General features: G+C 47.7%; 14 protein-coding genes. 6 read left to right on the top strand and 8 right to left on the bottom strand.

All coding sequences use genetic code 11. The annotated features are described in order from the left end of the window. Positions 1–11: 11 nt before the first annotated feature. Both ABJU74_RS02665 and ABJU74_RS02660 read right to left on the bottom strand, forming a co-directional pair. The gene (locus tag ABJU74_RS02665) at positions 12–806 is read right to left on the bottom strand and encodes a WecB/TagA/CpsF family glycosyltransferase (RefSeq protein WP_348382967.1); all 795 of its coding nucleotides are present in this window, start codon (positions 804–806) and stop codon (positions 12–14) included. Then, positions 806–2368: a tetratricopeptide repeat protein gene (locus tag ABJU74_RS02660; RefSeq protein ID WP_348382966.1), complete on the bottom strand. Its 1563-nt coding sequence runs from the start codon at positions 2366–2368 to the stop codon at positions 806–808. Before ABJU74_RS02660 ends, ABJU74_RS02665 begins: the two co-directional genes overlap by 1 nt. A 192-nt stretch (positions 2369–2560) precedes the next feature. Between ABJU74_RS02660 and ABJU74_RS02655 the strand changes: the two genes are divergently transcribed. The 5 genes from ABJU74_RS02655 to ABJU74_RS02635 all read left to right on the top strand — a co-directional run bounded on the left by ABJU74_RS02655 (position 2561) and on the right by ABJU74_RS02635 (position 7601). Next, positions 2561–3199, top strand: coding sequence for a polysaccharide biosynthesis/export family protein (locus ABJU74_RS02655; RefSeq protein ID WP_348382965.1), 639 nt, complete (start codon positions 2561–2563; stop codon positions 3197–3199). A 30-nt stretch (positions 3200–3229) separates the two neighbouring features. Further along, a complete protein-coding gene (locus tag ABJU74_RS02650; RefSeq protein ID WP_348382964.1) occupies positions 3230–4429 on the top strand; it encodes a hypothetical protein in 1200 nt (399 codons plus the stop codon). Continuing rightward, positions 4426–5874 (top strand): Wzz/FepE/Etk N-terminal domain-containing protein, encoded by a 1449-nt coding sequence (locus tag ABJU74_RS02645; RefSeq protein ID WP_348382963.1) that lies wholly within the window; start codon positions 4426–4428, stop codon positions 5872–5874. Before ABJU74_RS02650 ends, ABJU74_RS02645 begins: the two co-directional genes overlap by 4 nt. A gap of 36 nt (positions 5875–5910) precedes the next feature. After that, the gene (locus ABJU74_RS02640) at positions 5911–6705 is read left to right on the top strand and encodes a CpsD/CapB family tyrosine-protein kinase (protein ID WP_348382962.1); all 795 of its coding nucleotides are present in this window, start codon (positions 5911–5913) and stop codon (positions 6703–6705) included. A 101-nt stretch (positions 6706–6806) separates the two neighbouring features. Further along, positions 6807–7601, top strand: a complete 795-nt coding sequence (locus tag ABJU74_RS02635) for a hypothetical protein (RefSeq protein ID WP_348382961.1) — start codon at positions 6807–6809, stop codon at positions 7599–7601. A gap of 13 nt (positions 7602–7614) precedes the next feature. On the opposite strand, the gene ABJU74_RS02630 is transcribed toward ABJU74_RS02635, so the two are convergent. The 5 genes from ABJU74_RS02630 to ABJU74_RS02610 form a co-directional block, all read right to left on the bottom strand. Beyond that, positions 7615–8259 (bottom strand): hypothetical protein, encoded by a 645-nt coding sequence (locus ABJU74_RS02630; RefSeq protein ID WP_348382960.1) that lies wholly within the window; start codon positions 8257–8259, stop codon positions 7615–7617. Positions 8260–8270: 11 nt separating this feature from the next. Then, on the bottom strand, positions 8271–9578 hold the full coding sequence (locus ABJU74_RS02625; RefSeq protein ID WP_348382959.1) for a glycosyltransferase family 4 protein: 1308 nt from the start codon (positions 9576–9578) through the stop codon (positions 8271–8273). After that, a complete protein-coding gene (locus ABJU74_RS02620) occupies positions 9575–10576 on the bottom strand; it encodes a glycosyltransferase (RefSeq protein ID WP_348382958.1) in 1002 nt (333 codons plus the stop codon). Before ABJU74_RS02620 ends, ABJU74_RS02625 begins: the two co-directional genes overlap by 4 nt. After that, positions 10569–11930 (bottom strand): oligosaccharide flippase family protein, encoded by a 1362-nt coding sequence (locus ABJU74_RS02615; protein WP_348382957.1) that lies wholly within the window; start codon positions 11928–11930, stop codon positions 10569–10571. Before ABJU74_RS02615 ends, ABJU74_RS02620 begins: the two co-directional genes overlap by 8 nt. Before the next feature lie 222 nt (positions 11931–12152). Next, positions 12153–13394, bottom strand: a complete 1242-nt coding sequence (locus ABJU74_RS02610) for an NF038122 family metalloprotease (RefSeq protein ID WP_348382956.1) — start codon at positions 13392–13394, stop codon at positions 12153–12155. Positions 13395–13903: 509 nt separating this feature from the next. Here ABJU74_RS02610 and ABJU74_RS02605 point away from each other — a divergent pair. Next, positions 13904–15256, top strand: coding sequence for an O-antigen ligase family protein (locus tag ABJU74_RS02605; RefSeq protein WP_348382955.1), 1353 nt, complete (start codon positions 13904–13906; stop codon positions 15254–15256). 21 nt (positions 15257–15277) lie between these two features. On the opposite strand, the gene ABJU74_RS02600 is transcribed toward ABJU74_RS02605, so the two are convergent. After that, positions 15278–15619 carry a hypothetical protein gene (locus ABJU74_RS02600; protein WP_348382954.1) on the bottom strand — a complete coding sequence of 114 codons (342 nt, stop codon included), beginning with the start codon at positions 15617–15619 and terminating at the stop codon, positions 15278–15280.

The following is a 15619-nucleotide window of genomic DNA, read 5'->3' as shown; positions in this document are numbered from 1 at the left end:
TTCGGTTTGTTTTAGCCTTTGTGCGCCATGAATATTTTGAAAATTCTCGGACCTTTTACCAGATATCGCCGCCACAAGCGTGTCGGTTCGTTCAACAAACGAAAAGCCCATTCTAGACCTGATTTTTGCATCCAATTGGGTGCGCGTTTTTTCATCGAAGTGATAAATTCCAAAGATGCTCCGATGCACAGACCAACCCCTGTGCAATTGCCGGCCTTCAGGCATTGATGAGCGATTATCTCGCTTTGCGGCGCACCGATGGCAAATAATATATAATGGGCTTGCGAGTTCGCAACAAAGGAGATGATGTCATTCATGGCTTCGGGTTTGCTCAATATGCCCATGGGCGGAATATGTTGAACATATTCCGGATTTGGGAAAAGCGTTGTTAGAGTGGCCAGAAGATCATTGTCACCACCAATTATCGCAACCCGATCGCCTGCAGCAAGCTGATGCGCAAATAATCCTGCAGTGAGATCACTGCCCGGAACGATCGACAGCTTTCGTCCCCTCAACCGAGCGAGACCGTGGATAACTCTACTGTCACACAAGGTTAACGCGGCGCCTTGATAGGCGTCGCGAAAAAGTTGATCGCGTGGACCCGATGTTTCGGGATAGAGATTAACAAAATGATCGACATTGGGCGTGACAACATAGGAAAACTTATTTTGAATGGCCAAGTTGCGAACGGCGGCCAATGCGCCGGCCATATCCAACGGAGCCATATCAACTCCAAGAAAAGATACAGTATCGATAGGTGCAGAAACCGGGTGATCCGCGTTTGCTGGATTAACGGTATCAGGCACTATTTCAAACGCCCAAACAGACCACGGGTTGGCGGTGTCCCTGGCGGTAGATCCACCGCATAAATGAGATTGGCGGTTTCTTCTCCGATGCGAGCTTCTGCCTTGCATTGCTCAATCCCAGCTTCTTCGCAGGTCTTCTGGTATAGTTTCCAGGCACTAACCGACGCGGACGTGTCCCGGGCATATCCCCGCGCAGCAGCTACCGCACGAACGGGATTGCCGTTGTCAAGAAGAAATTTTGTATAAACTTTAAACAAAACAAGGTCTTGCGGAAGCAAATCTACGGCATCTGCATAAACCCTCTGTGCACCGGCGTTATCGTCTTTCTCAAGATAAATGTCGGCCAATGTTAAATATCCATCAAGCAGCTGAGGATTATCGCGTACAACAATTTGTGCATCATTGACGGCTTTCACAAAATCACGCTGGGACAGATGGTGGCGCGCGCGAACAAGTAAGGCGTGGACATTGGTTTCATCTTTATCCAGCAAAACAGTCGCCATTTCGCTCGCTTTTTCAGTTTCGCCTGTCGCATATAATCCCCGGGCATATAGCGCCCGGGCTTTCGGCCAAAAACCGGAGGATACCGACCGTAATATCGTCAAAGCTTGTTCTGGTTGATCAACATGTAGCAAAAATTCAGCAATTTCTATTCTCGATTCAAGCGAACCTTCTTTCGCAAGAAAATCGAGCAGACTGGCATCAATGGGATCATTATCATATTCATGCCAAAGATCGGTTACCATCGACAGCGGCAATGCTTGTTTGAGTTTGTCCCGTAACAAACCGCCGACCAAATTTCTTGCTCCGGAAATATCTCCCGATTTGTATAAAGTATTGGCGTAATCCAATTGAAAACTCATGTTTTCAGGCCGTCGTTTTATAAGCCTTTTAAAAGTAGCTTTCATTTGTTCCAAATTGCTCGTGTCGCGATACAGTTCTATCAACGTCATGTCGACGCCTTCAGAATAATTCTCATCAGTCGCTGAACTTTGTAACATTTGCAGAGATTCTTGAGGGTTTCCTGTCAAAGCTAAGGTGCGCGCTTTTAAAATCGTTCCTGCTTCATCACCGGGACGAACGGCAAGAATACGTTCTGCAAGATCCAAAGCCTTGTCATGTTTGCGTCGCACCAGAGCGATAAGCCCCTTTGTGAGTAGCGCTTCTGGCAATTCTGGCGAAAAGGATAGCATCGTATCCGCTGCTTGCTCTGCGTCCTGTAAATATCCGGTTTGCAATCCAAGCTGAGAAACCGCTTGAAGGGCTTCCGGGTTTGTCGATTCCAGCGAAAGAGCATCTTGATAGGCCAGAAACGCATCGCGACGCTTTCCTGCTCCTAATGCTATACGCCCTTTTAAAATATGGAGCTCTGATTGATCGTCACGATGCGTGATTGCTTCCGCTATCGCTTTGCGCGCTTCATAATAGTTTTTTTGATCGAGATATTGTTGCGCCAATAAGGCCGATTCCGCTGATTTCTCAGCAGAAGAAGAGCACCCGGCAAGTGTTGCCAGCAAAAAAACAGCTGCAATTGGTGCGTTAACCTTTCGAATCGGTCGCATTAACGATGTTTTGCACTGTTTCATGTTTTTGATAGATTATGCTCTAATTGGCCAAATGGCTGGATATTTCTGTAAATTTTGCGGTTAACTGAGGTTTTCCTATACGATTAACTGTGTTTTGCTGTGGCAAGGATTAATATTAGGTTATATAGCACGGCGCTGTGAAGTTAAAACGATGGATGAGTAATATCTATGAAGAATTTTATATTGGCCGTGATGTTGGCGCTATTTTCTGTTTCCATACAAGCGCAAGCCACTGACCAAAATTCTGAAACAGCGGTAGCTCCTGCGCCAGCCGCAGCAACCCCTGCAAATCCTAATCAGGCCGCTTATCGCATCAATGCTGGCGATGATATCGAAGTATATGTCTGGGGTGAAAGCCGCTTGCAACGACAGATACGCGTATTGCCCGATGGTACTTTTTCATTCCCTTTGGTTGGCCGCATCGAAGCGGAAGGAAAATTGCCATACGAAATTGAGGCTGTGGTGAGCAAAGGCCTAGAGAATCAATATCGTGGTCAAGTCCCGCAGGTCACGGTTTCGGTTAGCTCGCCTACTGGATTGCAGTTTTCCGTGATGGGCCGGGTTAATTCGCCGGGGAATTTTTCACCGGGCCGTTACATTAATTTGTTGGAAGCTTTGAGTATGGCGGGAGGGCCCAGTCAATTTGCTGATCTTGATGGCATTTCTATCGTCCGCAAAACACCGCAGGGACTGGTGACTATTCGCACTAGGCTCGGTGGTTTGTTTAAACGCAGCGGTGCTGCGGCCGCTGTGTCAAAGCGTGCCATACCGAATATTCAATCCGGTGATACGGTCATCGTGCCCTAACGCAACATTCCTGGGGGAAGGATATACATCTTGCATAGATCCATAATTCATACGAGCTCGCTGACTTTGGCGGCTGGAACATTGTTAAGTGCGGTTCCTGCGATGGCGGAAACGTCTTTTGTTACCGATGTTTCCATCGGCGTGGGCGCTTCGACAAATCCTTATCTGGAAAACGGGCCGGTTGATTCCACCGGTAGTGTATCGATAAGCGTGGCGCCGCGATTGGTTGTGACGGAATCCGTAACAACGTTCAAATTGCGCGGATATGCCCGCTTGGAAGAATATGAAGAAGATTTTCGGACCAATAATGGTTATGGCCTCAGTGGTAGTGTTGATCACGAGCTGTCAGAGCGGACCCAATTGCGCGGGCGTCTAGGCTATAGTGGTAGCATTTTAGGCGTGAATGACGCCTTTTTTAACCCGCCCGAGGTTTTCGATGATAATTTTCTACCGATTATTGCGGATGATATCGCCCTAAACGGTCTAGACCAGCGTAGGCATACAGTCCAAACTGGAATTGGTATTACCCATAGCCTGACCGAATTGGATAGTATCAGCGCCGATGCTGGCGTGTCGCTTATCCGCTTCTCCGGTGGCGGAGTTCAGAACGAATATAACTTCTTCAACCAAAATCTTGGATATTCCAGAATTATTTCGGATCGGACCTCAATCGGCGCATCCGTTGGCTTTGGCCAAGTAAACTATTTGGGGCAACGCCAGGGTGATTCAACAATTATAACACCTTCGGTGAATATCTCACATCAACTTTCAGAAGATTTCACTCTTTCAGCCAGCGCAGGTGTTTCTTTTGCGAACTCGAAAAACTTAATCGGTACCTCAAAATCTCAGGATTTTTCTGGATCTTTAAGCCTGTGCCGGACAACCGAGACGGGGAATTTATGTTTGTCCGGTAGCCGTTCTACCTCGCCGACCTCCTTTGATGGTGTGCGGTCACAAACTTCATTTACATTAGGTTATAGTCAGCAACTCAATCGAGATGACAGCTTAACCTTTAACGCGGGCTATTCGCGATCTTCAAATTCGGTTTTCGGTATTTCTGATGATTTTGACTATCTGCGGACCTCGGCAACGTATAATCGCCGGTTTACCGATAGAATTTCCGGATTTGTATCTGCGGGCTATTCCGACTCATTTCAATCAGGTATTAACCGTCGAGCCAATACACAGGTTAGCGTGGGAATCAGATTTACGCTTGGTAATAATCGATGAACTTAGACAATCTCGACGAACAGGAATTTGAAGGCGGAAATTTTCTGTCGCAAATCCCTGTGATCGTTTGGCAACGCAAATGGCTTTTCATCATTCCGTTGTTGCTGTGTTTTCTGGCCGGCATTGCGGCTTACTTCCTTTTACCGACCGTTTATCGGTCGCAGGCCATCTTGCTGGTACAATCTTCGCAATTGCCCGATGATGTCGCCGGCGATGGGGCTACCGAGATTGTCGACCGCCGTATCGCGCGAATTCGCCAACAGGTTCTAAGCCGACCCGGTGTGATTGAATTGATCAATAAATATGAGCTTTATCCCACCGAACGCGGCAGTGATCCGCTTTCGGAAATTGTGGAAAATATGCGCGATTCTATTGAAATCGTCCCAATGTCGGCCGATTTGCAACGCGCTTCCAGCGGGCAAAGCTCAACTATCGCCTTTGCGCTTGCTTATGAATATTCAGATCCCGTCAAAGCACAAAGTGTGGCGCAAGATTTGACCGAGCAAGTTCTGCAACTCGATTCAACGGTCAACAGTGAGCAAGCCAGCAGCACTGAAGAATTTTTGACCGATCAGGCTGCAGGTTTGCAGCTGCAAATTCAAGAACTTGAAAATCAAATTGCCACGATCAAGGCCCAAAATGGCAGCGTTCTTGCCAATAGTGGCGGAATGATGATTGGCGGCGGTGGCGGATATGACGTCCAGATCGGGGCGCTCCAACGCGAAAATTCGCAACTCATTTCGCAGCGCGATGACGCCATGAAATCGTCCAATCGCGATCCGGTCGTTGCTGCGGCAGAACAGCAACTAGCCAATGCAAAGGCCATTTATTCCGACAATCACCCCGATGTCGTGATCGCACAACAGCGATTGGCAGAAGCCAATGCTTTGGCAAAACAGAATTTAAGCAAATTGCCGGTAGATACGATCAATCAGCAAATAGCATTTAACAATACGCAAATCGCGACTTTGCGTTCGGCTAAGGCGGCAGAAACGGCGCGCATGTCCGCGTCCTTGAGCGCACAATCGCAAGCGCCTCTTGTGCTGCAGCAAATCAACCAGCTTCAGCAACGTCTAAATGGCCTGAATGACCAATATCAGACCGTTTCCGGACGACTTCTTGCAGCCCAAGCGGGTGTGAAGGCGGAAAATGAACAGATGGGCGAGCGCTTGTCGGTTATTGACCCGCCAGTTATTCCCGATCAGCCGGCGTCTCCAGATTGGATACTGTTGACCGGTGGCGGTTTAGGTGCTGGTCTGGCGCTCGGCTTCATTTTGGTTTTCGGCACGGAACTATTCCTGCAGCCGATTAGAGACCCTAAGACCATTTCAAACGCTCTGGGCGCAGCGCCAATGGTTGTTGTTCCGACTATAAAATCGGATAATGAAGAAAAATCAGAACGTCGGTTCTGGCCTTTTAAGCGCAAGGAAGCGCATGCCGATTAGCTTGGGCAACCTAATACAAATTTCTGGAAAAAATCTGTGCTTAATATGACCGAAAACCCATCTGAACTTGCTAGCCCTTTGGTAATACCTCATCCTTCACAGTTGGAAGCATTGGTTCCCGCTGAGGAAACGCTAGAGGAAAATCAAATTGTTGGTTTTGACGGCAATGACATTCGGTCACGACCCTTTAACTTGCTACGGTCGCAGGTGATAAAAACCCTTGAAAGCAATAGTTGGAAGCTTTTTGGTCTTACTTCCGCCACACCAGCGGCGGGCAAATCTTTTCTATCGATGAACTTAGCGGCCGCGCTGTCGCGCTTGTCTGACAAAACCATCTATCTTTTTGATTTGGATCTGCGGCGCGGATCGCTAGCCACAGCGTTGGGCATTGAGAGCAAAACGGGATTGGGAGAGTTTTTATCCGGAAAAACCGATGATCTTTCTTCCGTCGGACGAAGAATTGGTGACAGCAATCTTGCCCTGTTTCCGTGTCATCGGGTCAAAAGCAATTCAGCAGAGATGTTGGCGAGCAAACGGTTTGAAGCACTTATGGCAGCGATTAAGGACTTGCCCGATGATGTAGTTGTCATTTGCGATCTGCCGCCTGCCTTTGCCAATGACGATACAATCATGATCGCACAGCATCTCGATGCGTATATGCTAGTGATTGAACAGGGCATCACCACTAAAAAACAAATGAATAATACCGTATCCTTGCTTAAGCCGACACCGTGCATGGGTACTGTGCTCAACCGCTATGTTGGCGGTTTGATTGACCCTTATGGCTATGGCTATGGCAGCGGCGCCTATAATAAATATTATTCAGATTGATTTTGAAGCATTTATATTATCCCTTTCATTCAGGGAAATAATTTTTACACTCCCTAACATAGTTTTCTGCGGTCGCTCGTGCTTTTCTATGGAGTTTCAACTTGGCACTACAACATCTCAATTCCCTATGGGTTGGCAATAAGCTCAGCTATCTGGAACGGCTTTGCCTGACATCCGCTTTGGCAGTGGGACATAAATTCACTTTATGGTCCTATGAACCGGACAAGTTGGAAGGCGTGCCAAAGGGTATAGAATTGCGCAATGCCGCAGAAGTTATGCCGCGAGAGCGCTTGTTGACCTATGCGGATACCGGCTCAGTAGCCTTGGGCGCGAATTTCTGGCGCTATGAGCTACTCGCCAAGGGCTTGGGCTATTGGGTGGATATGGACTTTTACTTTGTCAAACCGCTAGACTTTGCCGAAGACCATGTGTTTTGCTGGGAATATGAAGGATGGGTCAATAATGCTGTTCTTCTTGCTCCTGCTGACTCTCAAATGGTATCTGATCTCAATACGATTCCGCAACCAAATACACGGCCGCCCTGGTTTGGGCCGAAGCGGTCATTGGCTTTTTATTGGCAGCGCTTAACCAAAGGCCCTATCGGCCTCGATGAAATGCCTTGGGGCACCTATTCTTCTGGATTGGTTACCCATGTTATAAAGAAAAATGGCATTGAGCGTTTTGCCAAAGCGCCCACTGTATTTTATCCTGTCAGATGGAAAGATGCGCGCGCATTATATGAGCCAGCCGAAGTTGTAGAAGCGATGCTTGCTGATGATACGGTTGCGGTTCATATGTGGCATAGCCGCTTGGTGGGTTTATTTGACAAGCCCCCTGTTCCCGGATCTTATATCGATCTGGCTTGCAAGAAACATGACATAGACACATCATATTAGTGTCTTCGGTCGCTTAGCGAATAACCGCCCGCTTTAATTTCCGAGCTAGCGCGACAAAACCGCGAACGATCGGTATTTTGTCGAAAAACCGCAATTCGGCAATATCGGTGCGCGAAGGCCGTTGATTGCCTAAAGCTGGCTGCGCAAATAATGTGACAATATCGGGGTGAGCGCGGCGATACCAAATATAGGCGCCATCAATGGGTGGATGAATGCCCTCATATTCCAAATCGTGGAGATAGTCGGCCAAATGAACCGCTGTTTTTGCGGAAAATCCCATCATATGCGCCCCAATGATATCGCTGCTCAGCAGGTTGTTGGGGTCTGAAGCTTCGTAGCCACCGTAAAATATTTCCCATTCTTGGGGTGGGGCATAGGATTTTGCATCAGCGGTAAAGTCGCAATCATCCTCCAAAATTAATACGCGATAATTATTGGCCGCGGCTTCATCCAATATCGCCAGATGGCTTTGATAGACGCCGCGAGCGCCAGGAGAGCTAAACGGACCGGCATCATCAAATTGAAAGGCGTTAAAAAAGGCAACACGGGGATCATCGAGCAATCCTATGCGCCTCAACTCTCCCTCCATTTCGCTACGGCGATCCGTGCGATGAGGTAAATTGATAATTCGAATACTGTCGAATTGATCAAATATCATGATTGTCCTCCCTATTCGCTGTCTTGCGCAGCAGATTCTTTATGGTCGGATATCGCATCAGAGAACAGCTTAGGTAAAGAAGATATCGCAACTTCTATGTTAAATTCTCGGTGAATGGTTTGATTGGCGTTTTTGGCTCTATTTTTCGCGGCAATTTCATCTGATAGGCAACGAACGAGCTTCTCCTCCAGCTCAGACCAATTGGCAGGATCAAACAGTAATCCACTTTCGCCGTCTTCAATCAATTCAGGAACGCCAGCAATTCTACTACTGATAACCGGCACGTTCAACGCCATCGCTTCCATCAATACGACCGGTAATCCTTCCATGAAACTCGGCAAAACAAGCAAATCTGATTGCGATATCGCCGCGAGCGTTTCGGTTTCAGAACGCCGGCCGAGTAAATGGACCCAAGGTTCGATACCAAGATTGCGACATTCTGCCTCGATAAGATTTTGTTCAGGACCATCACCCAATAAGCTCAGCTCAACATCAAGTCCCTTGGACCTTATCCCGGCAAAAGCTTGCAACAGGCCGGGTAAGCCTTTCTCACTCGATAGTCGGGCAACACATATAATTTGCTTGGTTTTTGTTTCTTCTGGGTCGTTGCTTGAATTTTCCGGTTTAACGGGCAAATTGTCGAGGCTAATTCCGCAGCGAACGGTATGAAATTTGTGCCAATGCTCTGAAGCGCAAATCCGCATCGCTTGCGCGCGACCAAACCAGGATACGCAGGCTATGAATTTTGCTGCCGCGATCTTGTCACTTAACAACAATCCAGCTGGATAGTCGGTTTCGGAGATGCCATGTAGCGTTAGGCTCCAGGGCATTTGATTATATTCGGCTGCGAGCATCCCTACATTGGCGGCGGGATTGGCAAAATGATTGTGCAGATGAACAATCTTATCTTTTCTCAATTGATCGGCAAGCACAATACTTTCGGCGAAATGGAAAAGGGACCATATGAACGCTTTAAACCCTGGAACACGGTGCTGTATGGATTTTTTCAAGGTTCGCAAATATCGCACAGGGTGCGTGAACATCGCTTTGCAATGCGCGGTCAGATAAGTCGCCGCGCTTTGTCCTAAAACATAGTAGGTTTCATTTTCAGCGGCTAAATCTAAATTATTGTCCAATCCTGCAACCGGTTTGCGAATACTATAAGATTGAATGTCTACGCCAATTTTGCGCAGCTGGGTAATTTCCCGTCGGATAAATGTATGAGATGGCGCCGGATATTGGCTGGTCAAATAGGCAATAGGCCCAGAAATTCCCTGCAGGACTTGATTTTGGGTATTGGAATTGATTTCTTTGGTCATTTGTAGAAAATTGCTCCACCTATTTCACCTTTGATAAGGCGCTTGATGAAACGAGCAATCCCCAAAAGCTCTCCAAATTTTCCAACGATATGAAGAGCTGCGCTTTTCCAGGATCGACTGTGATTGAGCCCCTCTCGCGCTGCCATTCGCACTATTTGCAGCGGAAATATAGAAAGGAAAAATATCCCCAATATCGGATGCAAAAAAGCGCCGATGACGAAAATAGTTGGTAAAATCAAACCCCAAAATAGGGAACGAGCAACTTCTCTGCGATATAGCGGATTGTCTGAGCCGCGTGTAGTCCAAAAGACTTGAGCATAGCCGAAGCCGCTTCGGACAGCGCGAAGCCACCATGGCCGAAAGCTGTGCATGGCGGCATCATGAATGGTCATCGGTTCATCGGCGCGCCAAATTTTGCCGCCAGCAGCCCTTATCCGGTGGCACAGTTCCGGTTCCTCACCAGCAATGAGGGCTCCATTATAGCCGCCATTGGATTGAAACGTGGTCACGCGCATCAACGCATCGCCGCCACAGGCGGCACTCTGCCCGATCGGCGTATTCCATTCGCGATCGCACAGATCATTATAGAATGATTTGTCCGGAAAGCGTTCTCTTCTGCGTCCACAAATTATGGATATATCTGGATTCTCGTCAAGATAAGCGGCTGCCTTGGTAATCCAACCTTGCTCAACCTCACAATCGCCATCAACAAATTGAACATAGTCAATATTGGGCACCATAGCGATTAGCGCCGCGAAACCTTCATTACGCGCTCGGGCTGCGGTAAATGGTTTTGTGAGATCAAGATCGAGAACTTTTGCACCATGTTCTGTCGCGGCTTGCGGGCTCCCATCTGTGGATGCAGAATCCACATAGATCATATTTAATTCAAGCGGTTGCAAAGATTTCAGGCACCGTACCAAACGATCTCCTTCATTCCGGCCAATTGCAACAATACCTACGCGTGATTTTAGAGAAGAGGATTGGTCATCATTCATTGACAATGCTTCCATAAGCTAACCAACCATCAAAATCTGCGACGATACCCAATTGCGAAAATACCAAACGCCAGACAATTACCAATAAGGCAAATAAACTAAGCAGTGCAATATCTTGTCGAATGAAGGAAAGCCCTTCTTTCCATTGCGAATAAGCAAGCGAGAGATAACGGAAGAGGTCTGCCATTGCGATGACGCAAAGAGCAGCTACAAAACCGGAATTAATGAGCGCAATAGGCACGGCAATAACCAGCCATAATAATTTGGCAAAATTGGCTTGAGCGCTGTGAACCGATTTCCCGATGCCGAGCATGAAGGCTTCACCCATAGTAGATAATATGGAAAACCAGGCGCCAGCCATCAAAATTGGCAACATGAATGCTGCCGCGATATAACGATCATCATAGAGCAACAGGATGATCAAATCGGACAAGGCAACGATTACTGAAAGGCCGAATGCAGTGGCAAGCAAAGCTTTTAACCGCAATCCGGCAATGGCTGGGCGCAGCTCTGATCGCTCTTTTGCAAATCCGGCAACCTTAGGAAAGATCATCATATTCCCAACGCGTTGAACCAATGTTCCGACCATATCGGAAAAGGTTCGAGCGATGCCGTATATCCCTAATATCGCAAAGGGAATTTCTTTCGCAAAATAGAGACGGTCAAAATTCATCGCGAGAAAGAAGACAATGGAAGACGCAAAGACCCATTTGCCAAAGGATATAATCGATTTGATATGCGCCCGATCGATCGTGATCCGGTGCATGCGAAAGTCGATCAGGAAAAAACTGGTGGTGGTTGAAATTGTCGTCGCCAGAATAAGTCCTGCTACCAACGCCCATATGGTCGGCGAGTAGAGAGCTAATGCGATGTGGACCACAGCGGATGCCGCCGCCATGCTCATATCAAACAACGCAATTGTTTTTACAGCTTGCTGTTTTTGCAGCAAATAGCGCGAGGGAGATTGCACCCCGGTCAACAGAAACACGACCGCGATAATGGGGATAATTTCTGTCAGTTCCTGGCTGTCGTAAAAGCCGGCCAAGGGCTGGGCGAGTAACAAGGCCAGACCGAATAGCAAAATGCCTCTGATGATTTGGACGGTCCAAGCGGTGTTGAAAAAGGCGGACTTAAAGCCATCGCGATTGCTGACAATATTTTGCCCGACGCCAATATCCGATAACAGCTCAATCCCGGTTCGCAGCGTGTTTACGATTAGCATGACGCCGAAAAGTTGCGGTGCCAGCAAACGCGCCAATATGACATTGGTGAATAGGCGAAGGCCTTGAGCAGCTCCAAAAGAACCGGTGACCCAACCGATCTGGGATATCATCTGGCGAGAAATCAGTGCCATTTCAGTTTTTTGCCTGTCCCACCATTGAATCGGTGCTTACATCAACTTCGCGCAGAGATCATCACAAAAGCATGATGCATGAAGTGAAATTGCTGTTCGTGAGTGGCCAAGGGAATGACAGCCAGCGGCAAAGATATGGTTAAACCTGCAACGCTTATTCCATCTACAAAAAAACCCGCCGGCTTGCGCCAGCGGGTCTTTATAATTTTATTCGTCTTTAGTTTAAGCGAATGCTGGCTTCGCTTTAACGGTTTTACGACGGCGCAGAGCACCACCAATCATACCGAAGCCAAAGATCATCATGCCCCAAGTTGCTGGCTCAGGCACAGCAGAAACATTGATACCTGTGGTGCTGAAGCCCAAATTTGGATCAGCAAGAACATCAAAGTCCAGGTTCCAACCAATGGCATCAAAGGCTGCAAGATCCAGACCAGTTATAATGCTGTTTGTTCCGCGTGAAAGCGTTGGATCCAAGATACCGCGCTGTACTTCACCCGCTGCAACGTCTCTCCAGTGGCTGGCTTGACGGCCGTCACCAAGGAACGAACCCGTTGAGAAAAAGGCATCACCAAACAGATTGGTTGCACCGCCATCAATCGAGAAAAATGGTGCTTCGCCGTCAACGCCGCCAACAGCTACGTCAATAACGCCCAATTGCGCACTCAGATCGCTGTAACGGAACAAGTCCAACGGACTAAAGATACGGAATGGATTGAGATCCAAATCTGCAAATGTGCCGTCGCCGAATGGAATGTCAGGGTTACCGCCTACAAAGTCATAGGTGTCTACGCCGGATACGAAACCAAGCGCGTGGCCGATTTCGTGAATAGCGATACCTACAAAGTCGAAAGCGCCGGCACTGATACCATCAGTTGGGTCGAAATCGAATGCAAATTGATTGCTGAAGGTGATCGCCGCATCAGAAGCGCCGTCATCTGCTAGCAAACCTACAGCTTTCAAGTTTGAGCGGTTGGCATCGAGAACAACATTGTTAGCACTACCATCTGCATCAAGCGTGCGCGTCAAGGGAGTAGCAACTCCGCCACCATTTTCGTTAGGCGCTGAAATCAAAGCATTGAAACCCAGAATATCAGTGCCATCGTCGTTGTCAAACTGTGATGCAACCAAATTAGGTGTAACAGCTTGGCTGTCCAAATTGGTTGTTCCTGTCGCACGCAATGCGGTTACAAAATCCTCAACCAATACACCTGCACTTGAACTTCCTGCTTGAGCCAAAACGCCTGGATCCAATGCTGAAAAACCAACGCTAACCCGAACGGTTGCATCATTGGTCAAAATGCTTTCCCAGAAACGTGCGGCAGCAGTAAAGCCGGCAAATGCGCGGGTATTGCTTTCCGCGCCGCCGAGATTTTCCAACACGATGGTCAGAGCATTTGCTGGAGCAGTTGATAGCGGCATTGCAGCGATTGCAGCACCAGCCATTAGAAGCTTGGTTTTATTCACGTATTTTCCCCTTTTTGTCCCGCCAGGATAGGCGTTAATAAAAAGTTAATTCCAATATTGCGGCAGAGAGTCAATCGTATTTTTGGCGCTTTTGTAAATTATTTTAGAGTGTCGGAATTGTTGACAGTTTTTCAATGAGTGCGTGCCCAATAATCGCTAAAATCTACCAATTTCTGTTTAAGAACAATATGTTCGTGCGTTATTTTATTTCCCAATTGGAAAAATTGTCCCATCTTGGGACGGTCGTTACAAATGTACAATCAAGTAAAGTTGTAACAGGTGTAATGCTTGTTAAGTTGTTACAAAGGATACCATTTATTTGTACCTAAACGTAAAATCGAAAGGCATTTGTCCACTTTGAAAATCCAGGGAAAATCCAGGGAAAATCCTTTTCAGACTCGTCAAAATTATAAAAGTTGGATAGATTTTTTTTGTGAAATCTTTATCAGAATGACATTAAAGCCACGATATGAGATGCCTCACAGGCAAAAATGGGAAGTAATTAGGTCATGAGATTCGTTGCGTTGGTCGTGATTATCTTTTCTGTACCCATATTCATGGCTCTATTGCGTCAAAACGGACACTATCGCCGCTATCTTTGCTTCGCCGTTGGATTCTTGCCCTTCGTAATTGCCGCTTGGAATCTCGATGCCGCGTTTATCAGTTGGGCAACATGGCCGGGGCAGACCAAAGGGGTCATTATATCGCTTTTGGACGGATTGGCGCTAGCAATCATTCTCAACAGTCGACGATCGCCGTTTTTCTTTCCCTTTGTTGGGGTAATCATTGCCTATATTATCGCCGCCGGCATATCGATCCCCTTTTCTAACAACCCGCAATCATCCTTTTTCTACGTCTGGCAATTGGGCACCATGTTGTTGGTGTTTCTAGCGGTTGCGAATATCTGCATGAATGAAGGCGGGCCGAAACTTATTATTGCTGGCCTTGTTTGCGGCATAACCTTGCAAGCCGGCTTTGCGATCAGTCAAAAAATGTCGGGAGTTTTGCAAGCGAGCGGAACAATGGGGCATCAGAATTTGCTTGGAATGGTGACCCATTTCGTCTTGTACCCATCGCTTGCGATGTTGCTGGCAGCGCAAAAAAGTCGACTGCCATTATTGGGCGTAGTAGCGGGTTTGATTGTGGTTGCCTTTGGCGCATCGCGAGCAACCATAGGGTTAGCGGGTGCTGGCGTCATATTGCTGATATTCTTATCGATGCTGCGGATGCCTTCTGCGCAGAAAACCAAAGTTGCAGTCATCGGCCTATTTGCCTTGATCATGGCCACTCCGCTCGCATTAAACGCCCTAGAACAGCGGTTTGAAGTCAAATCCACTGCCGGCAGCAATGAAGAGCGGGAAGCCTTTGAACGCGCCGCTACGATGATGCTCGCAGATTTTCCCATGGGTGTTGGCGCCAATCAATATGTTGTGGTGGCCAATAGCGGCGGATATTCAGAAAGAGCTGGCGTAATCTGGAATTATGGCAGTCGATCGGCGAAAGTGCATAATGTCTACTTACTGATCGCCGCGGAGACAGGTTATTTGGGTCTTGTTACCTTTTTGCTGTTCATGTTCGCGCCAATGATCGCGGCTTTTCGCTTTGCTTGGGCCAATAGGCGCGATCCGCGCGGGGATTTAGCGCTTGGCATTGGTGTGACGCTGGTAATCGTAGCGCTCCACTGTTTCTATGAGTGGATTCTGGTCACCTCGGTCGTGCAATATATGCTGGGGATTGCCATGGGTATGCTAGCCGGACTGATGATGCAGCGCAAAGCAGAAAAACGCGCGCAGGTGCTAGCCAAACGTCAAGAAAAAGCCGAATTGCCCGACGACAAAATACCTGTCCTCGCAAGGAACTGAACTGAATAAAAACTTTAGCGCTTATTCTTTTACCGGACGAGTATTAGAACTCATATAACCGGAATATCCCCCGACAAAGGCAAATAAGACACCGTCAGCCTCTTCTGTGGCATAATCAACCGCTTCCTGTTCGGTGCTACCAAATTCCAATTCATCCTTTTTCATCGCCGTCAGCATAGCATTGCGTTCGTCGAGACAGGCTTCCGCTGCGGCTTTTTTAAAAACCTTGCGTTCGGTTTTTTGATCAAGATGCGTAACAGTAAAATCGGTCAAGCAATTGGAATAGTTTACGCGATTTGCCTCGGCGTCAGCGATACCAGCGGTTGCGGCGCTAAAGAGGGCTAGTGAAGATAATAGAAACAT

Origin of the sequence: Parasphingorhabdus sp. (assembly GCF_039982415.1) — a bacterium.
Taxonomy (GTDB): domain Bacteria; phylum Pseudomonadota; class Alphaproteobacteria; order Sphingomonadales; family Sphingomonadaceae; genus Parasphingorhabdus.
This window is presented reverse-complemented; position numbering and strand designations above follow the sequence as displayed.

Coding starts and splice junctions, on each gene's coding strand:
- ABJU74_RS02645 (WP_348382963.1), top strand. CDS start 4,426: ATGAACTTAGACAATCTCGACGAACAGGAATTTGAAGGCGGAAATTTT.
- ABJU74_RS02615 (WP_348382957.1), bottom strand. CDS start 11,930: ATGGCACTGATTTCTCGCCAGATGATATCCCAGATCGGTTGGGTCACC.
- ABJU74_RS02625 (WP_348382959.1), bottom strand. CDS start 9,578: ATGACCAAAGAAATCAATTCCAATACCCAAAATCAAGTCCTGCAGGGA.
- ABJU74_RS02660 (WP_348382966.1), bottom strand. CDS start 2,368: ATGCGACCGATTCGAAAGGTTAACGCACCAATTGCAGCTGTTTTTTTG.
- ABJU74_RS02655 (WP_348382965.1), top strand. CDS start 2,561: ATGAAGAATTTTATATTGGCCGTGATGTTGGCGCTATTTTCTGTTTCC.
- ABJU74_RS02630 (WP_348382960.1), bottom strand. CDS start 8,259: ATGATATTTGATCAATTCGACAGTATTCGAATTATCAATTTACCTCAT.
- ABJU74_RS02600 (WP_348382954.1), bottom strand. CDS start 15,619: ATGTTTCTATTATCTTCACTAGCCCTCTTTAGCGCCGCAACCGCTGGT.
- ABJU74_RS02605 (WP_348382955.1), top strand. CDS start 13,904: ATGAGATTCGTTGCGTTGGTCGTGATTATCTTTTCTGTACCCATATTC.
- ABJU74_RS02620 (WP_348382958.1), bottom strand. CDS start 10,576: ATGAATGATGACCAATCCTCTTCTCTAAAATCACGCGTAGGTATTGTT.